The organism is Mesorhizobium sp. CA14, from assembly GCF_020165195.1.
Taxonomy (GTDB): Bacteria; Pseudomonadota; Alphaproteobacteria; order Rhizobiales; family Rhizobiaceae; genus Mesorhizobium.
Genome location: NZ_JAIUHR010000025.1, coordinates 46,674 through 67,545, shown reverse-complemented (window position 1 = coordinate 67,545; position 20,872 = coordinate 46,674). Strand labels below are relative to the sequence as shown.

The following is a 20,872-nucleotide window of genomic DNA, read 5'->3' as shown; positions in this document are numbered from 1 at the left end:
CGCATCGCGCCGATCAGGAGGAGAGTTTCAACATGGGAGGAAATCGAATGCTTTCGCGGCTAAGACTGCTCGTGCTTGGCTTGATTGCGGCTATCGCCATTCCGGCGATGGCCGAGGCCAAGACGTTCTACTGGATTTCGCATGGCGGCCCGGCCGATCCGGTCTGGACCTACTTCCTGGCCGGCGCCAAGCAATGGGCGAGCGACACTGGCAACAAGGTCAATACGTCCTTCCACAACGGCGATGTGGCCTCGCAGCAGGAGGCTGTCCGCGCCGCCATCTCGGCCAAGGCGGACGGCATCGTCACCACCAGCCCCGATCCGGGCAGCCTTGTCGAGATCGTCAAGGAAGCGCGCGCGGCCAACATTCCGATCATCAACTTCAACACGCCCGATCCGAAGGCCAACTTCAACGCCTATGTCGGCGGTGACAACGTCACCTTCGGCAAGCACTGGGCGCAATACCTGGTCGACAAAGGCCTGGTGAAGAAGGGCGACTTCGTCTGGATGCCGGTCGAGGTCCCCGGCGCCACCTACGGCGTGCAGGAAGAAGAAGGCATCAAGAGCGTGTTCGGACCGGCCGGCATCACCTATGAGGTGACCGAAGCGACGCTCGACCAGGCTGAAGTGATCAACCGCATGGTCGACTATCTCACCGCCCACAAAGGCAAGGTGAAGGCCATCATCGGCCTCGGCGACCTCGTCACCGGCTCGATCAAGCGCGTGTTCGACCAAGCCGGCGTCAAGCCGGGCGAAATCCCGGTCGTCGGCTGGGGCAACTCGCTCGACACCACGCAGGAAGTGCTGAACGGCTATGTCAATGCCGGGCAGTGGCAGGACCCGCAGGCGACCAGCTATGTGGCGCTTTCACTGGCCAACATGGCCGCCAGCGGCATCCCCCCGGGCTTCAACGTCATCACTGGAGCGCTCTATGAGAAGGACACCGCCGGCGTCTACGACAAGATCCTGTCCGGCAAATAATCCCTGACATTTGCGGTCGCGGCTTTCGGGCCGCGATCGCTTTCCTGTACCGTCGAGCCCTGTCTGGTCGGAGCGGGCTTCAGCAATCATTCACGCCGCGGGCTCAATGGAAAACCGTTCCTTCGTTCAAAGTTTCATCGCGCGAGCGGAATTCGGTCCGCTGGTGCTGCTTATCGTCGAGCTCGTCGTCTTCTGGGGCATCAATCCCGACTTCCTGTCGCCGCAGAACATCTCCAACATCCTGGCCTTCACCGTCGAGCTCGGCCTGATCGCACTGGCAATGACCTTGCTGATGACATCGGGCGAATTCGACCTTTCGGTCGGCTCGCTGTTCGGCTTCTCGCCGGTGCTGATGTGGACGCTCTTTAACAGCGGCGTCACCTCGCTGGAGGTGGGCCTGCTGATCGCGCTGATCGTTGCTGCCCTCATCGGGCTGGTGAATGGCTGGTTTGTCACCCAGCTCAAGATCCCGTCCTTCCTGGTGACGCTCGGCATGCTGCTGGTCGTGCGCGGCTCGGCGCTGTTCATCACCGACGGTTTCCCGCAGCGCACCTGGAGCGCGGAAGGCAGCTGGCTGGCGAACATCCTGGTCGGCGATTTCTATGTCGGACCGTTCCGCATCTATGCATCGCTGTTCTGGTTCATCGGCGCTGCGATCGTGCTGGGCTATGTGCTGACGCAGAGCCGCACCGGAAACTGGATCCAGGCGGCCGGCGGCAATCCGAACGCGGCCCGCGCGCGCGGCGTCAACGTCAGCCGCGTCAAGGTCGGCCTGTTCATCCTGTCGGCGGTGATGGCCTCGCTCGCCGGCGTGATCTCGTCGCTGCGCACCTCCGCGGCCAATCCCAACAGCGGCACGGGCTACGAGCTCGAGGTCATCGCCATGGTGGTGATCGGCGGCACGGCGCTGACCGGCGGGCGCGGCACCATCATCGGCACGGTGCTCGGCATCCTGATCCTGCGCGTGATGCGCAACGGCATCGTGCTGATCGGCGTGCCGGGGCTCGCCTACAATATCTTCATCGGCGCGATCATCCTCGGCATGATGGCGCTGCATTCATGGCTGGAACGCCGGCACCAGGCGGGGACTTAGAACCATGGCCGAACCGCTCATCCGCATGGAAAATATCCGCAAGTCCTACGGGCGCGTGCAGGCGCTGGTGGACGCCAATTTCCATGTCAATGAAAAGGAGATCGTCGGCCTGCTGGGCGACAACGGCGCCGGCAAATCGACGCTGATCAAGGTGCTGTCGGGCGCCGTGCCGCTGACCAGCGGCGACATCTTCATCCGCGGCAAGAAGGTCACACTGCGCAGCACCAGCGACGCCATCGCCCACGGCATCGAGACGATCTACCAGGATTCGGCTCTGGTCACTCAGCTGTCGATCGCGCGCAACCTGTTCCTCGGACGCGAGCCGATCAAAGCGCCGCGCTTCCTGAACCGCATGGACCAGGACGCGATGAACGCGGTGGCGCGCGACCTGCTCAGGCAGGTCGGCATCACCAAGAACATCCCGCCGACGACAGCGATCGGCTCGCTGTCGGGCGGCGAGCGGCAGGCTGTGGCGATCGCGCGCGCCATGCATTTCGACAGCGATCTCATCATCCTCGACGAACCGACCAACAATCTCGGCGTCGCCGAGACGCAAGGGGTCTTGAGCTTCGTGCGCAGCGCCCGCGATTCCGGCCATTCCTGCATCTTCATCGCGCATAACATCCATCACGTCTTCCAGGTGGTCGACCGCATCGTGGTGATGCGCCGAGGCAAGGTGGTGGCCGACGACATCGATCCGAAAAAGACAACGGTCGCCGAGGTCGAGCGCGTCATCACCGGCATGTCGGACAAGGAAATCCGCGACGCGATTTCCGACGGCCCGCAGCAGCATGGCTGAGGGCTGACCGGAAGCCGCTTCACGCCCGCCGCTGGCACAGGATTGCATCGGCGCCTATGACTGGACCCATGAAAGCCACCGTAGCCGACATCGCCCGGAGCTGCGGCCTGTCGACCGCGACGGTCGACCGGGTGCTCAACAACCGCCCAGGCGCAAGCGCGGCCAATCGGCAGCGCGTGCTGGAAGCGGCCAAGCAGCTCGGCTATCTGCCGACGCTCGACCAGGTCGTGCTGCCGTCGAAGCCGGCGCATCTCGAATTCTTCCTGCCGATCGGCTCCAACGCCTTCATGGCCGATCTCGCCCATCACATCGAGGATTATGCCCAGCGCCTGCCCCTGGTCGCCTCCTGCCGCATCCACAACCTTGCCGGCATTTCGCCGGGTGCGCTGCAGAGTGCTGTGGAGAACCTGTCGCTCAAGGCCAATGGCGTCGGTGTCATCGCCGTCGATCATCCGCGCACGCGCAACATCCTGCGCGAGTTGGTCGATGCCGGGATCAGGCTGGTCGCGCTGATTTCCGATGTGCCGGCGGCACCCCGCTCGGCCTATGTCGGCATCGACAACCGGGTGGCGGGTCGCACCGCGGCGCTGCTGATGGGCCGCTTCCTCGGCGGCCGCACCGGGCATCTGGCGATGGTGGTCGGCTCGCGCTCCTATCGCGGCCACGAGGAGCGCGAGATGGGTTTTCGTTCGGTGCTGAGCGAAGAGTTTCCCAACCTCACGGTCTCAAGCGCCGCCGAGAGCAATGACGACCCGGATGCCAGCTACCGCGCGACCGTCAAGGCGCTGCACAACGAACCGGAGTTGCTCGGCATCTATTGCGTCGGCGCCGGACGGTCCGGCGTGGCCAAGGCCTTGCTCGAGGTCAAACCGCGCAAGAAGCCGGTCTTCATCTGCCACGACCTGACCAAGGAAACGCGCCGCTATCTCGTCGACGATCTCGCCGACGTTGTCATCGACCAGAATGCGCGGCTGATCGCCGAGCAGTCGGTGATCCGCCTGCTCGGCTCCATCGCCTCGTCGGCGCCGTACCTGACCAAGAAATTCATCGAGCCGCGGCTGATCTTCAAGGAAAACGTGCCGGTGCAGTAGCGCGGGCGGCTGCTCGCTTATTTGTCTGACGATTGATCCCGCAATTCTGCACAGCAGCTATGCAGGTTTCGCAATTGCCGAATCGTTAGGCACCTCGTATTTATCTGGGCGTCGGCCGTCTCCTCCTCCCAGATGTGATGCCGACGCTGAGTGCGGTACTCCTCCTCCCGTGCCGTATTCGAAATCGAGCCCGCTGCCACCTCCTCCCGGCAGCGGGCTTTTTCTTTGCGTGCCAAAGGCGGAGGCGAAGCTACCTAATGCTGACCAGATACGCGCCTAGCCTTTTGCCGTCACCAGATTGGAGCTGAGTTCGAAAGCGACTCCCGATCCATCCGCATAAGACTGCAGCACGGGCGCGCTCCCGCTCATGATATCCTCCACGACGTGCTTGCGTTCCTGATCGGCCATTGCCTTGCCGGCGGCGCTCATGCCAACCAGGGCCATCGTGTTCAACCGCAGGAGAGGCGCCCCGTCCTCAAAGCGTATCCTGCGCGATATTGTCCTTGATCGGACGTCGTGGAAACCGGCGTCCCGGAGCAGCACCTCGATCAGCGCCGCATTCCCAAAGCTGTGGCGCAGGTCCACCACTGGACCGAGGAGGCGCTCGGCGACGCGGCGAAGATCCCGAAAGAAGGGGATTTCATCATCGGGGTGCCACGTGGCAACGGCCAGCCGGCCGCCCTGCGCCAGCGCTCGCCGCATCTCCGCCGCCGCAGCGGACTTGTCGGGAAAGAACTGCAGCCCCTGCTGGCAGACGATCACGTCGAACTGCTCTCTGTCACCGAGCGGCAGTGCACCGGCGTTACCGACGCGCCAATCGATATCCGGCGCCACGGTGCGCGCGACAGCAAGCATATCTGCGTTGATGTCGATGCCGAGGACATATCCGGCGGCACCGAGCCGTTCCCTGGCAACCCGGGCAACTATTCCCGTGCCGCAGGCGATGTCCAACACACGATGGCCTGGAGACAGCTTCAGTTCTTCGAAGGTCACTTCGGCCCAGGGGCGGAAGAGAGGACCCACGAGCCAGCGCTCATACATCTCCGGAAAACTTGCCTGACCCATCGTCTAGCGCCCGTTTCAGGAACAGCATAACAGATTCAGGACGAGGCGAAGAGATCAGCGCGCCCGGAACGAAGCAATCAGGCTTTCGGCCATGCGCACGAATTGCGCGCTCGGGCCTTCGGCGCCGACGCTCTGCATCGAGACGCGCGCGCCTTCGAGCAGCAGCGACAGCGTGTCGGCAAGAAGCTCGGCCTGGCCGATGCCGGCATCGCGACAAAGCGCAACAAGCTTTTCGCGCTGGGCTTCCTTCAGTTCCTTGATGACGCGTCTTGCCGGGTGATCGGTCTCGGTGAGCTCGACGGCGGCATTGGCCATATCGCAGCCGCGGCTATCGGCGCTCAGCAGCTCCGAAGCCTTTTGGACCCAAGCGTGCAGCTGGGCGAGCTTGTCGCCGGGATGCTTGGCCTCGAATTCGTCCCAGATTCTCGAAGCCTTCGCCGCCGTTGCGCGCAGGCATTCGACGATCAATTCGTCCTTGGACTCGAAGTGACGGTAAAGCGTCATCTTGTTGGTGCCGGCAGCCTCGGTGATGGCGTCGACGCCCACACCCTTGATGCCGTGCTTGTGGAACATGTCCTGCGCCGTCTCCAGGATTCGGTCCCGGGGACGGGAACGCTCCGCAACGCCGTCAGTCATCATGCTCTCCTTTCGTCGTTTCCAAAAAAACCGTCGCCACCTCTTGACTAGGGTGTTACCGGTCTGTAACTTCCAGCATGTTACTTACTGGTAACACCTATATCACTCGCCGTCAAACGACAAGGCCCTCCGATAGCCCTGCCAGAGTGAGATGGGACGCAAAACCTGCCTGTCATGCGGCTTCGGCCGGTGAAGAACGAGAAAAGCGGTCCGTGATCAAGCGATGGGGGCCGAGCAAGGAGCCACTCCTATGCAAAAGCGCAAAGACCTGACGATCGACGAAGCCATCCGGGATCCGATGATCCGGCTGGTGATGAAGGCGGACGGGATCGACCCCAAAGCCTTCGAACGGATGCTGCGCCAGCGCGCGGCTGACCGGACGCCGGGCAATATCCCGCCATCCTTCCTGCAGGATTCCGGCTCCGGCCTGGCCCGGCGCCTGCGCCATTTCGCAAACCCGTTCGGCGAGGCGTCCGCATCATGGTGAACTTCTTCATCCACCGCCCGATCTTCGCGTCGGCGATCGCCATCATCATGGTCCTCGCCGGCGCGATCGCCTATTTCCTGTTGCCGGTCTCGCAGTTCCCCGACATCACGCCGCCGCAGGTCGTGGTCAGCGCCCACTATCCGGGCGCCAGCGCGCAGGTCGTTGCCGATACGGTCACCACGCCGCTCGAGCAGCAGATCAACGGCGTGCAGGGCATGACCTACATGTCGTCGACGAGCTCCAATGACGGCTCTTCGACAATCACCATCACCTTCGATGTCGGCTATCCGCTGAGCACGGCGGCGGTCGACGTGCAGAATCGCGTCAGCCAAGCGGCATCCTCCCTGCCGGCTATCGTCAACCAGGGCGGCGTCACGATCAAGAAGCAGAACCCCAATTTCGTGCTGATCGTCGACCTGACCTCGCCCGACGGTTCGGTCGATCCGGTGGCGCTGAGCAATCTCGCCTATCTGCAGGTGGTCGATCCGCTGAAGCGCCTGCCCGGCGTCGGCGACGTGCAGATTTTCGGCGAGCGCCGCTATTCGATGCGCGTTTGGCTCGATCCGGACAAATTGGCCAATCTCGGCATCACCGCCGTCGACGTGCAGAACGCGATCTCCGAGCAGAACGTGCAAGTGGCAGCGGGCAAGATCGGCCAGTCGCCGGCGCCTGCCGGCACCGCCTTCGAGATGCAGGTCAATGCGGTGGGCCGCCTCAGCGACCCGAAGGAATTCGGCGACATCGTCGTGCGCGCCAATTCGCAGAACGGCTCGCTTGTGCGGCTGCGCGACGTCGCCCGCATCGAACTCGGCGCGCTGCAATATTCGTCCTCCGCCTTCTTCGGCAAGGACCCGACCGTGGTTTTGGCCGTCTACCAGATGCCCGGCTCCAACGCGCTCGACCTGCAGCAGCGGGTCAAGGACAAGATGCAGGAGCTGTCGAAGCGCTTCCCGAAGGGCGTCAGCTATGCCATGCATTACGACACGACGCGTTTCGTGTCGGCCTCGATGCACGACGTGCTGATTACGCTCGGCGAAGCGCTGGTGCTGGTGGTGGCGGTGGTGTTCATCTTCCTCCAGAGCTGGCGCACCACCATCATCCCGACCATCGCCATTCCCGTCTCGCTGATCGCGACGCTGGCGGTGATGTACATGCTGGGCTTCTCGCTCAACATGCTCTCGCTGCTCGGCATGGTGCTGGCGATCGGCCTTGTCGTCGACGACGCGATTGTCGTGGTCGAGAATGTCGAACGTCAGCTCGAGGCAGGACTCAAGCCGCTGGCCGCTACGCGCGCGGCGATGGCCGAGGTGACCGGGCCGATCATCGCCACCACGGCGGTGCTGATGGCGGTGTTCGTTCCCGTCGCTTTCATCCCGGGCGTCTCGGGCCGGCTCTACAACCAGTTCGCGTTGACCGTCGCGATCTCCGTCGGCATCTCCGCCTTCAACTCGCTGACGCTGTCGCCTGCGCTGAGCGCCGCGTTCCTGCGGCATCGCGGCGAGACCCAGTTCGTGCTGTTCCGCTGGTTCAACGCCGGCTTCGACTGGCTGTCACATGCCTATGCCCATGGCGTGCGCATTCTGATCAAGCTGCGCTGGATCATGCTTGGCCTGTTCGCGGCCGGCCTCGTCGCCACCTATTTCGTCTGGCAGAAACTACCCTCGACCTTCCTGCCGGTCGAGGACCAGGGCTATTTCTTCGTGGTCATCCAGTTGCCCGACGGCGCGTCGCTCGAACGCACCGACGCGGTGGCGCAGAAAGCGCGCGACATCCTGCAGAACACGCCCGGCGTCGACATTGTCGGCTCGATCAGCGGCCTGAACTTCCTGACCAGCGCCGCGCAGTCGAACTCGGCCGTCGAGTTCGCCATTCTGAAGCCTTGGGACGAACGCGGACCTGACCAGAGCGCGTCGAAACTGGTCGAGCAGGTGCGCGGCAAGCTGTTGCAGATGCCAGATGCGTTCGCGCTCTCGTTCGACCCGCCATCGATCCCGGGGATAGGCACTACCGGTGGTTTCGAGTTCCAGGTCGAGGACCTGTCCGGTCGCGGCAGCGCTGCGCTGAACGACGTCACGCAGGCGCTGATCGCCGAGGCGCGCAAGCAGCCGGAGCTCAACCCGCAGCAGTTGTTCTCGTCCTTCTCGACCTCGACACCGCAGTTCAACTACGACCTCGACCGCAGCAAGGCGAAGCTGCTCGGCCTCAACCTGCCGGACGTCTTCAACACGCTGCAGATCTATCTCGGCTCGCTCTATGTCAACGACTTCAACCTGTTCGGCCGCACCTTCCGCGTGACCATTCAGGCCGACAAGGATGCGCGTGCCGACGCGACCGACATCTCAAGGCTCTATGTGCGCAATGCGTCGGGCGGCATGGTGCCGCTGAGCACGCTGGGCAAGCTGGTGCCGATCGTCGGACCGGAGACCGTGCCGCATTACAACAACAACGCCTCTGCCCTTATCAATGGCGGTGCTGCCCCCGGCTTCTCGTCCGGACAGGCGGTGGCGGCCATGGAGCGGGCGGCAGCGAATGTGCTGCCGCGCGACTTCGGCTATGAATGGACCGGCATCACCTATCAGGAGCTCAAGGCCGGATCGATCGCGTCGGTCGTCTTCGGGCTGGCGATCGTCTTCGTCTTCCTGATCCTGGCGGCGCAGTATGAAAGCTGGGCGATGCCCTTCATGGTGCTGCTTGCCGTGCCGCTCGCTTTGTTCGGCGCTTTCATAGTGCTGTTGCTGCGCGGCATGCAGATCGACGTCTACTCGCAGATCGGCTTCGTCATGCTGATCGGCCTGGCGGCGAAGAACGCGATCCTGATCGTCGAGTTCGCCAGACGCCGGCGCGAGGAAGGCTTGACCATCGTCGAGGCGGCGATGGAAGCCGCAAGGCTGAGGCTGCGGCCGATCCTGATGACCGCCTTCGCCTTCATCCTCGGCGTGCTGCCGCTGATGTTCGCAACGGGCGCGGGCGCGGCCAGCCGGCAATCGATCGGCACCACCGTCTTCGGCGGCATGGTGGCGGCGACCATCCTGTCGCTGGTCTTCGTGCCTGTCTTCTACGCCGTCATCGAGCAGTTGCGCGAACGCGGCGAAAAGGAACCTGCCAAGGCGCACGACGATGCGCCTCAGCAAGACGACATTGAACCGACCGCCGAGCCGGCGCTTCAACCGCTCGCCCAGGCGGCTGAATAAGATTGGAGATCAAAATGCGTAGATGGAAAATCGCCTTGGGTACGGCCGTCGCGCTGGGCGCGATCTCGGTGGCCAGCGTGCACTTTCTCGACATGGGCAATTTGAGCGGCGGCGCAGCGGGTGCTGCGCCAGCGCCGGCGGCCTTCGTCATGCCGGTGCCAGTGGTGAATGTCGTGAAGAAGACGCTGCCGATCTATCTCGACTATGCGGCGCGGGTGGAACCGATCCGCAGCATCACGCTGCAGGCGCGCGTGCCGGGCTATCTGCAGGAGCAGACGGCGGCCGACGGCAGCGACGTCAAGAAGGGCGACCTGCTCTACCGTATCGCCCCCGACGACTATCAGGCCGCGCTCGACCAGGCGAAGGCGCAGGTGCAGCGGGATACCGCGACGCTCGAATATGCAAAGTCCAATCTCGGCCGCGGCACCGACCTTGCCAAGGCCGGCTATCTCGACAAGGACAGCTTCGACCAGCGCACCAGCAATCTGCGCACGGCCCAGGCCGCCCTTGCCGTCGACCAGGCGGCGGTGCGGACGGCCGAGCTCAACCTCGGCTATGCCGAGATCAAGGCGCCCTTCTCCGGCCGCATCGGCCGCAACCAGGCTTCGGTCGGCACGCTGGTCAGCGTCGCCGGCACGGTGCTCAACACGCTGGTGCAGCTCGATCCGATCTATGTGACCTTCAATCCGAGCGAGACCGACCTCGTGCAGATCGAGCAGGCGAAGGCCAACGGCCCGATCGCCGTCGACGTGCTGTTGCCCGGCGAGACCCAGCCCAGCCAGAAGGGCGAGCTGACTTTCATCGACAACACGATCGACCATTCGACCGGCACGATCACCGCGCGCGCCACGATCGGCAATGCCAAGTTCACGCTGCTGCCCGGACAGTATGTGCGGGTGCGGCTGCATGTGAAGGAACAGCCCAACACGCTGATGGTGCCGCAGGTGGCGCTGGGCTCCAGCCAGCTCGGCAAATATCTCTATGTCATCGGCAAGGGCAACACCGTCGACCAGAAGCTGGTGTCGCTTGGGCCTACCGACGGCGACCTGATTTCCGTGACCTCCGGCATCTCCGAGACCGACCAGGTGATCACGGGCAATTTGCAGAAGATCGGACCCGGAATGCCGGTTTCTCCCTTGCCGCAACCGAAACCGGCCAGCTGATAACCCCCATCAGTTTCCGGTCCGACGGCGCCCTCGATACCCACGTCGAGGGCGCCGTTTCGTTATGCGGCGCTGTCCAAAAAAATCGGGCCCGCCGCCCTCTTGCTGGATTGTCGACAATCTGCTTGTCTTGCAGCTGTTCATCCGGAGTGGAACGCATGGCAAAGCTGGATTTCGGTCCGATCGCGGATACGACACGCAGGGCGGAGATCGTCGCCCTGCTGAGGCGCGCCATCCTGACCGGACAGCTGGAGCCGGGGCAGAAGCTCAACGAGCTCAGGATTTCCGAGCAGATGCGGGTGAGCCGCGCGCCGCTGCGCGAGGCGATGCGCGAGCTGGTGCAGGAAGGCATCCTGACCAGCATTCCTTATGCCGGGACCTTCGTCATCGACGTCACCGCCAAGGACATCATCGACGCCTATTCGCTCAACAAGGTGCTCGATGAATTCGCCATCGAACTCGCCTGGCCGCAGCGCGACCAGCGCTTCTTCGACGAGCTCGATCGCCGCCACGAGGCGGTGAAGCAGGCGACGCGCGCCGTCGATACCACGCGCCAGATCGAGACTGCGCTGCAACTGCATGGGCTGATCTACGAGTGGGCCGACAATTCGGTGCTGCTCGAAACCTGGCAGCGGCTGACCAGCCGGCTGCAGATGTATTTCGCCCTGCATCAGCGGGCGCTCAACGAGCCGGTTCCGGCCGAAGGCGTGCACGAGACCTATGTGGCGCTGCTCAAAGGCGCGGACATGCGAGCTGCCCAGCACCATGCGCGCGAGCATATCGACGTCGATTTCGAAGAGCTTCTTGCCTATGCACGCGGACTCGAAAAGCGCACGTCGAAGAACTGACACGCAAGGGACAACACCAAGTGAAGATCAAGAACATCAAGGCCTATCATGTCGTGCAACCCTTCGTGGACGGGCCCTACCGCATGTCGAAGGGACGCGTCGCCGACTGTTTCGACGCGGTGATCGTCGCCATCACGTCCGATAGCGGCGTGACCGGCTGGGGCGAGATGGCGCCGCTCGGCAATTTCTATTCGGCCGCCTTCCCGGCGGGAACGCGGGCGGGCGTGCCGGAAATCGCGCCGCATCTCATCGGCCAGGATCCGCGCGGGTTTGCCGGCATCGGCCGGCTGATGGACACGGTGTTCAAGGGCCATCCTTACATCAAATCGGCGCTCGACATGGCATGCTGGGATCTCGCCGCACGCGCGGCCAACGCGCCGCTGGTCACCATGCTCGGCGGCCGCGAGAGCGATATGGCCGAGACCTACCGGGTCGTCACCCATGGCACGCTCGATCAGATGGCGGCGCTGGCCAAGCGGATCATTTCCGAGGGTTGCCGCCGCCTGCAGGTCAAGGTCGGCGGCAATGTGCGCGACGACATCGAGCGCGTCACGACGGTCGCCGCCGCCGTGCCGAAGGGCACGGTGATCTTCTGCGATGCCAATGCCGGCTGGACACCCTACCAGGCGCGCCAGTTCGCCGACGCCACGCGCGGCATCGACTACACGTTCGAGCAGCCCTGCACGACGCTCGAGGAGAACATGTCGGTGCGCCGCATGCTCGACAAGCCGATGGTGCTGGACGAAGCGGTCACCTCGCTGGGCGAGATGCTGGAGATCCACCGCCTCGGCGCTGCCGACGGTTTGACACTGAAGATTTCGCGCTTGGGTGGCGTGACGCAGACACGGCTGATCCGCGACGTCGCCGTCGATCTCGGCTTCATGATCACGGTGGAAGACACCGGCGGCGCAGAGATCGATACCGCCGCGATGGCGCACCTGTCGCTGTCGACGCCGGCGGAGCGCCGGTTGCACGCGATCGCCTTCCACGCGTGGGTGACGGTGCGCACGGCCAGGAATGCACCGCCGGTGACCGGCAGCCATATGGGCATTCCCGACGGCCCCGGCCTCGGCATCGATGTGGATCCCGCCCTGCTCGGCGAACCCTTCTTCGAGATCGGCTGAGATGAAGATCAGGCGCGTCAAGGCGACACCGATCAACTACCGGCTGAAGACGCCTTATATCTGGGTCTTCGGCGAGCTCGACGGCTTCTCGCCGACTGCGTCAGCTGGCCGATGGACATCATCGAGGAAGGCCCGTTCGCGCCGAAGAACAACACCGTGCCGGTACCCGAAGGCTATGGTCTCGGGATCACGCTGTCGCAGGAGAGGCTTGCCGCCTGCCATCGCGACTTCGTCGAAAACGGCCTCTGCAACAAGTATCACGATCCGGAAAAACCCGGGACCTACCGCAGACTGCCGCTGAATTAGGAGGATGTCGAAAATCTAGCAGGACTTATCTGGAAAAAGGCGGCCACAAGTCGCCCGGCCGACAGACAATTCATCAAGAAAATCTGACTTTTCCGTCCCGACGAGCGGATGGACCGGTCGGAACCGCATGCTACAGTCCGTCGACGGATATTTATGGGTGCCGGGAACAGGAGAACTTCACGGAACCCGCAAATTGAATGCACTCGCCAACCACAACAAATGGGGAAAGGGCTTAGACCCATGAGCAAGAACCATCGCATTCTCGATCTCCTCCGGCGTAGCCGCACGCCGCTCGAAAACCACCTGATCGACGGCCTGATCGACGGCCGCATCAGCCGCCGCGAATTCGTGCGCCACGGCAGCCTGCTCGGCCTGTCGCTGCCGCTGCTCGGCCGCATCGGCATGGCGGCCGGCTTCGGCGCGGCGCCCTCGCTCGCTCGTGCCGCCGGCGCGCCCGGCGCCACCATCCGCGTCGGCAGCAGCGTGCCGGCCGCGGCGATCGACCCGGTCACCATCGCCGACGCCGGCGGCCTTTTGATCATGCAGCAGGTGGCCGAGTTCCTTTGCGTCGACGGTCCGGACCTCGTTTTGAAGCCGGCGCTGGCCGAGAGCTGGAAGCCGAATGCCGACGGCACTGTGTGGACCTTCAAGTTGCGCAAGGGCGTGAAATTCCATTCTGGCGGCGAGATGAAGGCCGAAGACGTGGTCGCCAGCATCGACCGGCTCGCAGACCCCGCCAATTCGTCCAACGCGCTATCGGTGTTCACCGGCATCCTGCAGAAGGGCGCGACCAAGAAGGTCGACGACTATACGGTCGAATTCCATCTCGATGCGCCGAACGGCAACTTCCCCTACATGGTCTCGTCGGACAACTACAACGCCGTCATCATCCCGGCGAGCTACAAGGGCGGCTACGAACAGAGCTTCGACGGCACCGGACCGTTCAAGCTCGAGAAATACACGCCCAAGGTCGGCGCCTCTTTCGTGCGCAACGACGACTACTGGGGCGACAAGGCCTTGCCGGACCGCACCGAATTCACCTTCTTCACCGACATCCAGCCGCAGATCCTGGCGCTGCAGGGCGGCCAGATCGACATCATCAACCAGATGCCGGTGCTGGCGGGCGTCGCCGTGCTCAATGATCCGAACGTCGACGTCATCAGCCTGAAGTCGTCCGCGCATCAGCAGCTGCATATGCATTGCGACGAAGGCCCGACCAAGGACGCCCGCGTGCGCCGCGCCATCGCGCTCTGCCTCGACCGCGAGAAACTCGCCGCCGGGCTGATGAAGGGGCGTTCGGCACTCGGCAACGACAGCCCGTTCGCCCCAGTCTACCCTTCGACGGACACCAGCGTGCCGCAGCGCAAGCAAGACATCGCCCAGGCCAAGCAACTGATGGAAGCGGCGGGCGCCGGCAAGGGCTTCAAGATGACGCTCACCACCGAGCGCTATCTGGAAATCCCGGAATACGCGCAGCTCATCCAGAACTGGGTCAAGGAAATCGGCATCGAGCTCGAGCTCAACATCCTCGACCAGAGCGCCTATTACGGCGATGCGGTGTTCGGCAAGTCGAATTGGCTGGATTCGGCGATGGGCATCACCGACTACGGCCACCGCGGCGTGCCCAATGTCTATCTCGCGGCGCCTTTGAAGAGCGACGGCACCTGGAATGCCGCCCACTTCAAGAACAAGGACTACGACCAGATGGCGGCGAGCTATATCGCGGCCCTCGACCTCGAGGCGCAGAAGGCCACCGCCGGCAAGATCCAGAAGCTGCTGCTCGAGGAAACGCCGGTGATCTTCGGCTATTTCTACGATTACCTGACGGCGACGGCGAAGGGCGTGACGGGCGTGCAGCCCACCGCCATGTCGCAGCTGTTCCTCGAGAAAGCGTCGAAGGCCTAGGCGGAGAAGAACAATCCTCCAAACAGCCGGCTCTTTTCCGAGGGCCGGCTCCAACAGGAGTATTCGCCATCCTTTCCTTCCTCGCCCGGCGCCTGGCTCTGTCGCTCGTCACGCTGTTTTTGCTCAGCGTCATGGTGTTCCTCGGCGGCCAGGTGCTGCCGGGCAATGTCGGACGGGCCATTCTGGGTCCATTCGCCGACCAGCGCGCGGTCGACGCGCTCAACCATTCGCTGGGAGTCGACCGGCCGCTGCTCGTTCAATACGGAAGCTGGATCTGGAATTTTCTCCACGGTGACATGGGCACGTCCTATGTGTTCCGCGCGCCGGTGGCCCCCTTCGTCATCGATGCCTTGGGCAATTCGATGAAGCTGGCGCTGGTCGCCTTCGTGCTGGTGGTGCCGATCGGCATCGTCGGCGGCGTGATGGCCGCGCTCAATTTCAACCGGCCGCTCGACCGCATCATCAGTCTCGGCGGCCTGTCGGTCACGGTGCTGCCGGAATTCGTCACCGGCATCATCCTGATCCTCATTTTCGGGGTGTGGCTGCGCTGGCTGCCGATCGCCGCCGCCTGGCCGAAGGGCGCCGGCGTCTTCACCCAGCTCTATTACCTAATCCTGCCCTCGCTGCCGCTGTTCCTGGTGCTGTTCGGCTATATCGCGCGCATGGCGCGTTCCGGCATGATCGAGGCGCTCGATTCCGACTATACGCGCACTGCCGTTTTGAAGGGCCTGCCCTGGCGCACGGTGATCTGGCGCCATGTGCTGCGCAACGCACTGTTGCCGACCATCACCGTGATCGCCACCCAGACCGGCTATCTCATCGGCGGGCTGGTCGTGATCGAGACGCTGTTCCGCTACCAGGGCATCGGCTCGCTGATCTTCACCGCCGCGCGCGGCAAGGATTTTCCGATGCTCGAAGCCGGCATTCTCACCATCGGCATCGTCTATGCGGTGGCCACGCTTATCGCCGATTTCCTCTATTCCGTGCTCAATCCGCGCATCCGGCTGGGAGCAGAGCAATGAGCGCGACAGACGCCCCCGTCAGGCTGCCGACGCCCGACACCGCACAGCGCAGCCCCTGGGGCGAGGTGCTGCATTCGCTCTCCAGGTCCGGCACTTTCCTCACCGGGCTTGCGATCGTCGTCTTCTGGATCGTTTGTGCCCTGTTCGGCCAGCACTTCGTTCCCTACGATCCGCTGGCAAGCGACATCATCAACGCGCTGACGCCGCCTGCGGCCGATCACTGGTTCGGCACCGACCAGCTCGGCCGCGACGTCTTCTCGCGCGTCATCGTCGGCTCGCGCGACATCCTCACCGTGGCGCCACTGGCAACCATTCTTGCCACCATTGCAGGTACGGCGCTTGGCCTCGTCATCGGCTATTTCCGCGGGATCGTCGACGACATCATCAGCCGTGTGCTCGAAGCCTTCATGGCGATCCCGGTGGTGATCATCGCGCTGCTCGCCATTGTCGCGCTCGGCACCTCGAAGATCACCGTCATCGTCGTCATCGGCCTGAGCTTCGCGCCGATCATCGCCAGGACAGTACGCTCGGCGGTGCTGGCTGAACGCGAGCTCGACTATGTCTCGGCGGCCAAGCTTCGCCACGAAGGCGCGCTGCACACGATGTTCGTCGAGATACTGCCCAACGTCATCCCGCCTATCCTGGTCGAGACGACGGTACGCCTCGGCTATGCCATCTTCGCCGTCGCCACGCTGTCCTTCATGGGCTTCGGCATCCAGCCGCCCTCGCCCGACTGGGGCCTGTCGATCTCCTCCAATTACGGCATGATCGGCGGCGGCTTCTGGTGGACGGTGCTGTTCGATGCCCTGGCCATCGCCTCGCTGGTGATCGGCGTCAACCTGGTGGCCGACGGCGTGCATGGAGCGTTCAATGACTGACAAGAACGCACTTGAGCTGAAAGACCTTTCGGTCGCCTATCGCGTCGGCCGCCGCAACCGCGCGGTGCTGCGCAATGTCAACCTCACCATCAAGGCCGGCGAGGCCTATGGACTGGTCGGCGAATCCGGCTGCGGCAAGTCGACGGTCGCGCTCTCGGTGGTGCGCTATCTGCCGCGCAACGGCTCGATCACCGGCGGCTCGATCGCGCTCGACGGCAAGGATGTGATGAAGCTAGACGCCGAAGCGCTCAGGCGGGCGCGGGCCGACAGCGTGTCCATGGTCTATCAGGACCCCGGCAAGGCGCTGAACCCGTCGCTGCGCATCGGCCGTCAGCTGACCGAGATTTTCGAGCTTGCCGGCATCACCGGACAGGCAGCGGAAGACAAGGCGCTCGCCATGCTGAACCGGGTGCGTATCTCCGACCCGGCGAGCGTCATGCAGCGCTATCCGCACCAGCTCTCCGGCGGGATGCAGCAGCGCGTGGCGATCGCCATGGCCTTGGCCAACGACCCCTCGATGCTGATCCTCGACGAGCCGACCACCGGCCTCGACGCCACCGTCGAAGCCGAGGTGCTCGACCTGATCGGGCAGTTGAGAAGAGAGCTGTCGGCCTCGATCTTGTTCATCAGCCACAACCTCGCCGTCGTCGCCAATATGTGCGACCGCGTCGGCGTGCTCTATGCCGGCATGCTGGTCGAGGAAGGCTCGACCAGGGACGTGTTCAACGATCCGCGCCATCCTTACACGGTCGCGTTGCTGCGCTGCCTGCCGCGCGGCGGCCAGCGCAAGGACCAGGGCCGGCTCGACACCATCCCCGGCTTCCTGCCCGGCATCGGCGCCAATATCGTCGGCTGCGCCTTCGCGGACCGCTGCGCGCTCGCCACCGAACGCTGCCGCGCCGAGCCGCCGCCGCTCTACGAGCTGGGCGACGGCCGTCTGTCGCGCTGCCACTATCACGACAACGCGCAGTCGCTGCCGCGCGCCACGCCAGCAGAAATCGCTGCCGCCCAGCCAAAGCAGACGCCGCCGGTGCTGCAGGTCGAAGGGCTGAACAAAACTTATGCCAGCCACGGTCGTCCGCTGCGGGCGGTGAAGGACGTCTCCGTGAGCCTCAAGCCCGGCGAGACGCTCGGGCTGGTCGGCGAATCCGGCAGCGGCAAGACGACCTTCGCCAGGCTGCTGCTTGGCCTCGTTGCGCCCGACGACGGCGGCTCGATCGAGCTCGAAGGCAAGAAGCTCGCGCCACGGCTCGCCAGCCGCTCGGAAGACCAGGTCAAGGCGGTGCAGATCGTCTTCCAGAACCCGGACTCGGCGCTCAACCGCTCGCATTCGATCCGGCATATCCTCAGCCGCGCCTTGAAGCGGCTGGGCGGGCTCACCGGCAAGACGCTGGACACACGGCTCGAAGAGCTCGTCCGCTCGGTGCGCCTCACCGACCGCCATCTCGCGGTCAAGCCGCGCCAGCTCTCGGGCGGACTGAAGCAGCGCGTGGCGATCGCGCGTGCCTTTGCCGGCGATCCGCGCATCGTCGTGTGCGACGAGCCGACCTCGGCGCTCGACGTCTCGGTGCAGGCGGCGATCCTCAACCTGCTCGCCGACCTGCAATCGAAGCAGGATGTCAGCTACATTTTCATCTCGCACGACCTCGGCGTGGTGCGTTACCTGTCCGACAAGATCGCTGTGCTTTATCTCGGCCGCATCATGGAGTTCGGGCCATCCGAGGCGGTCTTTTCCGGCCCGCATCATCCCTATACGGAAGCATTGTTGTCGGCGGTTCCAAAACTCGACCGGACGGAGAACTCGCGCATCCGCCTCGACGGCGAGATCCCAAGCGCGGCCAACCCGCCGACGGGCTGCGTCTTCCACACGCGCTGCCCACGCAAGATCGGCGCCATCTGCGAGACGCAGGAGCCTGACCTCACCGAAGCCCAGCCAGGTCACACGATCCGCTGCCATATTCCCTATGCGGAACTGGCAAGGCTGCAAAAACCAAAGGCGGTGGAGCCGGCGTGATCAGAACGCTGCCGCGCCCGCCATACTGAAGGCGCGGTCGCTTTCCGCGAAAGCCTGATCGCTGGATAGGTTTCGAGCGAGCATACGCAGCCCTCTCAAAGCAACGTCGAGCGCATCGGAAGATGCCGGGTTCTCCGGATAGGCAAGATAGATCGGGCGCTGGAACACCGGCGTGTCCTCCACGCGCCTCAGCTCGCCGCGCTCGATATGGGTGCTGACCGCGCTCAGCGGCAGATAGGCTGCCGCCTTCCGCGACAGGACGTGCTGCAAGCCGATGAACACGAGCCCGGCCGAGATCGCCGGCTTCACCATGCCGGCAAAGGCGCGGTCATGCTCGACGCGGAATTCCAGCCCCCAATCCATCAGGATGTAATTGTCGGTCCACGACCCGGGTTGCTTGGCGTGCTGAACGAGCACGACCTGGTCAACGGCTAGAGTCTCGTAGACGATGCCCGGATGCGGTTTGGGCAGATAGAGGATGCAGATGTCGAGCAGGCCTTCGGCGATCTGGTCAACCGCCAGATCCGGGAAACTGCCTTCCAGCCTGAGCGCCACATTCGGCCGCTTCGCGCGCATCCAGTCGATCCAGGGCGAGGTGATGCTGTCCCAGAGATAGGCGGGCGCGGTGAGCCTCAGCAAGGCGTCGTAGCCATCGGGAACGGCGATGTCCTGGCGCGACTGCTCCCAGGTGCGGGTGATGGTCGAGGCATGCGGCAGGAACTGCCGGCCGGCCGGCGTCAGCGTGACGCCGTCGCTGTCGCGGATGAACAGCTTGCGGCCCAGTTGCTCCTCAAGTCCGCGAATGCGGGCGCTGACGGTCGATTGGGCGAGGTTCAGCCGATGGGCCGCGACGGTGAAGCTGCCATGTGCCGCGACCTCCAGGAAACTGCGCAGATTCTCGGTGTCCATGGCTCCAGCCTTTCCGCGGTCCCATCGAAAATTCCGATGGCTGCAATCAAAAAATATCGCTTTGCGGTTGTGCCCAATGCGGACGGCAGCGTCTGGACCTTCAAGCTGCGCAAGGGCGTGAAATTCCACAATGGCGAGGATTTCAAGGCCGACGACGTGGTGGCGACCTTCGACCGGCTCGCCGATCCGAACGGCACGTCCAATGCGCTGTCGGTGTTCAAGGGCCTGCTGTCGAAGGGCGGGACGCGCAAGGTCGACGACCACACCGTCGAATTTCATCTCGACGCGCCGAACGGCAGCTTCCCGTATTCGGTGTCGATCGACAATTACAACGCCGTCATCCTGCCGGCGAGCTACAAGGACGACTACGAGAAGACGTTCGAAGGCACCGGGCCATTCCGGCTCGAAAGCTATACGCCGAAGGTCGGCGCGAGCTTTGTGCGCAATCCCGATTACTGGGGCGAGAGAGCCCTGCCCGACCGGCTCGAGTTCAAGTTCTATGCCGACGTGCAGCCGCGCATCCTGGCGCTGCAGGCGGGTGAGGTCGACGTGCTCGACGCCATTCCGCTCGACGTCAGCCAGGTGGTGCTCGGCAACCCCGACATCACGGTGCTGCGCGTCGCTTCGACGGCGCATCGGCAGCTCCACATGCGCTGCGACATGGCGCCCTTCACCGACAAGCGCGTGCGCCAGGCGCTGGCCTTGTGCATAGACCGTTCCCAACTGGTCGACGGGCTCTGCCGCGGCATGGCGGCGACCGGCAATGACAGCCCGTTCGCGCCTGCCTTCCCGGCCACGGACAAGTCGGTGCCGCAGCGCAGGCAGGACATCGCCAAGGCCAAGCAATTGATGGAGGCGGCGGGCCTCGCGAACGGCTTCGACATGACACTGACAACGCTGCGCTATTCCGACGTCCCGGGCTATGCGCAGTTGTTCCAGAACTTCGCCAAGGAGATCGGCGCCCGCATCTCGCTCAACATCGAGGACCAGGACAAGTATTACGGCAAGGCGGTGTTCGGCCAGTCGGACTGGCTGGACAGCCCGCTCGGCATCACCGATTACGCGCATCGCAGCGTGCCGAACGTATTCCTGAAAAGCCCGCTGGTGAGCGACGGTCCGTGGAACGCGGCGCATTTCAAGAACGCGACCTATGACGGGATGGTCAACAGCTATCTCAAGGCGCTCGACCTCGATGCCCAGCGCAAGGCCGCCTCCGATATCCAGAAGCTGCTGCTCGACGAGACGCCGGTGATCTTCAGCTATTTTCCGGACCTTCTGGTGCCGGTGCGCAAGAATGTCAGCGGCCTGCCGCTGATCGCCGCCGGGCTGCTGCTCGATCGTGTATCGGTGACGTCGTGACC

General features: G+C 64.0%; 17 protein-coding genes and 1 pseudogene. 15 read left to right on the top strand and 3 right to left on the bottom strand.

Annotation, left to right across the window (positions count from 1 at the left end; translation table 11 throughout):
- Nucleotides 1-47 precede the first annotated feature (47 nt).
- The 4 genes from LB565_RS22695 (at nucleotide 48) to LB565_RS22680 (ending at nucleotide 3,963) form a co-directional block, all read left to right on the top strand.
- Nucleotides 48-980: a substrate-binding domain-containing protein gene (locus LB565_RS22695; RefSeq protein WP_140844574.1), complete on the top strand. Its 933-nt coding sequence runs from the start codon at nucleotides 48-50 to the stop codon at nucleotides 978-980.
- Nucleotides 981-1,086: 106 nt separating this feature from the next.
- Nucleotides 1,087-2,073, top strand: a complete 987-nt coding sequence (locus LB565_RS22690; protein WP_224587971.1) for an ABC transporter permease — start codon at nucleotides 1,087-1,089, stop codon at nucleotides 2,071-2,073.
- Nucleotides 2,074-2,077: 4 nt separating this feature from the next.
- The gene (locus LB565_RS22685; RefSeq protein WP_224587970.1) at nucleotides 2,078-2,872 is read left to right on the top strand and encodes an ATP-binding cassette domain-containing protein; all 795 of its coding nucleotides are present in this window, start codon (nucleotides 2,078-2,080) and stop codon (nucleotides 2,870-2,872) included.
- A 68-nt stretch (nucleotides 2,873-2,940) separates the two neighbouring features.
- Nucleotides 2,941-3,963 carry a LacI family DNA-binding transcriptional regulator gene (locus LB565_RS22680; RefSeq protein ID WP_224587968.1) on the top strand — a complete coding sequence of 341 codons (1,023 nt, stop codon included), beginning with the start codon at nucleotides 2,941-2,943 and terminating at the stop codon, nucleotides 3,961-3,963.
- 276 nt (nucleotides 3,964-4,239) lie between these two features.
- Here the strand turns inward: LB565_RS22680 and LB565_RS22675 are convergent, their stop codons facing one another.
- On the bottom strand, nucleotides 4,240-5,028 hold the full coding sequence (locus tag LB565_RS22675) for a class I SAM-dependent methyltransferase (protein ID WP_224587966.1): 789 nt from the start codon (nucleotides 5,026-5,028) through the stop codon (nucleotides 4,240-4,242).
- 54 nt (nucleotides 5,029-5,082) lie between these two features.
- Entirely contained in the window at nucleotides 5,083-5,664 is a 582-nt protein-coding gene (locus tag LB565_RS22670) for a TetR/AcrR family transcriptional regulator (protein ID WP_140544202.1), read from the bottom strand.
- A gap of 250 nt (nucleotides 5,665-5,914) precedes the next feature.
- Here LB565_RS22670 and LB565_RS22665 point away from each other — a divergent pair, with 250 nt between their 5' ends.
- From LB565_RS22665 to LB565_RS22620, 10 genes are all read left to right on the top strand, one after another.
- Complete coding sequence (locus tag LB565_RS22665; RefSeq protein ID WP_224587964.1) at nucleotides 5,915-6,151, top strand: hypothetical protein; 237 nt, start codon at nucleotides 5,915-5,917, stop codon at nucleotides 6,149-6,151.
- Nucleotides 6,145-9,342 (top strand): efflux RND transporter permease subunit, encoded by a 3,198-nt coding sequence (locus tag LB565_RS22660; RefSeq protein ID WP_224587963.1) that lies wholly within the window; start codon nucleotides 6,145-6,147, stop codon nucleotides 9,340-9,342. Before LB565_RS22665 ends, LB565_RS22660 begins: the two co-directional genes overlap by 7 nt.
- Nucleotides 9,343-9,356: 14 nt before the next feature.
- Nucleotides 9,357-10,505 carry an efflux RND transporter periplasmic adaptor subunit gene (locus LB565_RS22655; RefSeq protein WP_224587961.1) on the top strand — a complete coding sequence of 383 codons (1,149 nt, stop codon included), beginning with the start codon at nucleotides 9,357-9,359 and terminating at the stop codon, nucleotides 10,503-10,505.
- Between the two features lie 158 nt (nucleotides 10,506-10,663).
- Nucleotides 10,664-11,353: a GntR family transcriptional regulator gene (locus LB565_RS22650; protein WP_224587958.1), complete on the top strand. Its 690-nt coding sequence runs from the start codon at nucleotides 10,664-10,666 to the stop codon at nucleotides 11,351-11,353.
- Nucleotides 11,354-11,373: 20 nt separating this feature from the next.
- Nucleotides 11,374-12,477, top strand: coding sequence for a mandelate racemase/muconate lactonizing enzyme family protein (locus tag LB565_RS22645; RefSeq protein WP_224587956.1), 1,104 nt, complete (start codon nucleotides 11,374-11,376; stop codon nucleotides 12,475-12,477).
- Nucleotides 12,478-12,588: 111 nt separating this feature from the next.
- Nucleotides 12,589-12,783, top strand: a complete 195-nt coding sequence (locus LB565_RS22640; protein ID WP_224587954.1) for a hypothetical protein — start codon at nucleotides 12,589-12,591, stop codon at nucleotides 12,781-12,783.
- Between the two features lie 240 nt (nucleotides 12,784-13,023).
- Nucleotides 13,024-14,688, top strand: coding sequence for an ABC transporter substrate-binding protein (locus LB565_RS22635; RefSeq protein WP_224587953.1), 1,665 nt, complete (start codon nucleotides 13,024-13,026; stop codon nucleotides 14,686-14,688).
- A 68-nt stretch (nucleotides 14,689-14,756) separates the two neighbouring features.
- Nucleotides 14,757-15,710 carry an ABC transporter permease gene (locus LB565_RS22630; protein WP_224588038.1) on the top strand — a complete coding sequence of 318 codons (954 nt, stop codon included), beginning with the start codon at nucleotides 14,757-14,759 and terminating at the stop codon, nucleotides 15,708-15,710.
- On the top strand, nucleotides 15,707-16,588 hold the full coding sequence (locus LB565_RS22625) for an ABC transporter permease (protein ID WP_224587950.1): 882 nt from the start codon (nucleotides 15,707-15,709) through the stop codon (nucleotides 16,586-16,588). Before LB565_RS22630 ends, LB565_RS22625 begins: the two co-directional genes overlap by 4 nt.
- On the top strand, nucleotides 16,581-18,602 hold the full coding sequence (locus tag LB565_RS22620) for an ABC transporter ATP-binding protein (RefSeq protein WP_224587949.1): 2,022 nt from the start codon (nucleotides 16,581-16,583) through the stop codon (nucleotides 18,600-18,602). The genes LB565_RS22625 and LB565_RS22620 overlap by 8 nt, the downstream gene beginning before the upstream one ends.
- Here LB565_RS22620 and LB565_RS22615 read toward each other — a convergent pair whose 3' ends face one another.
- A complete protein-coding gene (locus tag LB565_RS22615; RefSeq protein ID WP_224587947.1) occupies nucleotides 18,603-19,511 on the bottom strand; it encodes a LysR family transcriptional regulator in 909 nt (302 codons plus the stop codon).
- Nucleotides 19,512-19,583: 72 nt separating this feature from the next.
- Between LB565_RS22615 and LB565_RS22610 the strand changes: the two are divergent.
- A pseudogene (locus LB565_RS22610) lies at nucleotides 19,584-20,870 on the top strand (ABC transporter substrate-binding protein); the annotation flags it as partial.
- Between the last annotated feature and the right edge of the window lie 2 nt (nucleotides 20,871-20,872).

Coding starts and splice junctions, on each gene's coding strand:
- LB565_RS22660 (WP_224587963.1), top strand. CDS start 6,145: ATGGTGAACTTCTTCATCCACCGCCCGATCTTCGCGTCGGCGATCGCC.
- LB565_RS22635 (WP_224587953.1), top strand. CDS start 13,024: ATGAGCAAGAACCATCGCATTCTCGATCTCCTCCGGCGTAGCCGCACG.
- LB565_RS22650 (WP_224587958.1), top strand. CDS start 10,664: ATGGCAAAGCTGGATTTCGGTCCGATCGCGGATACGACACGCAGGGCG.
- LB565_RS22665 (WP_224587964.1), top strand. CDS start 5,915: ATGCAAAAGCGCAAAGACCTGACGATCGACGAAGCCATCCGGGATCCG.
- LB565_RS22615 (WP_224587947.1), bottom strand. CDS start 19,511: ATGGACACCGAGAATCTGCGCAGTTTCCTGGAGGTCGCGGCACATGGC.
- LB565_RS22680 (WP_224587968.1), top strand. CDS start 2,941: ATGAAAGCCACCGTAGCCGACATCGCCCGGAGCTGCGGCCTGTCGACC.
- LB565_RS22625 (WP_224587950.1), top strand. CDS start 15,707: ATGAGCGCGACAGACGCCCCCGTCAGGCTGCCGACGCCCGACACCGCA.
- LB565_RS22690 (WP_224587971.1), top strand. CDS start 1,087: ATGGAAAACCGTTCCTTCGTTCAAAGTTTCATCGCGCGAGCGGAATTC.
- LB565_RS22695 (WP_140844574.1), top strand. CDS start 48: ATGCTTTCGCGGCTAAGACTGCTCGTGCTTGGCTTGATTGCGGCTATC.
- LB565_RS22675 (WP_224587966.1), bottom strand. CDS start 5,028: ATGGGTCAGGCAAGTTTTCCGGAGATGTATGAGCGCTGGCTCGTGGGT.
- LB565_RS22640 (WP_224587954.1), top strand. CDS start 12,589: ATGGACATCATCGAGGAAGGCCCGTTCGCGCCGAAGAACAACACCGTG.
- LB565_RS22620 (WP_224587949.1), top strand. CDS start 16,581: ATGACTGACAAGAACGCACTTGAGCTGAAAGACCTTTCGGTCGCCTAT.
- LB565_RS22655 (WP_224587961.1), top strand. CDS start 9,357: ATGCGTAGATGGAAAATCGCCTTGGGTACGGCCGTCGCGCTGGGCGCG.
- LB565_RS22670 (WP_140544202.1), bottom strand. CDS start 5,664: ATGACTGACGGCGTTGCGGAGCGTTCCCGTCCCCGGGACCGAATCCTG.
- LB565_RS22685 (WP_224587970.1), top strand. CDS start 2,078: ATGGCCGAACCGCTCATCCGCATGGAAAATATCCGCAAGTCCTACGGG.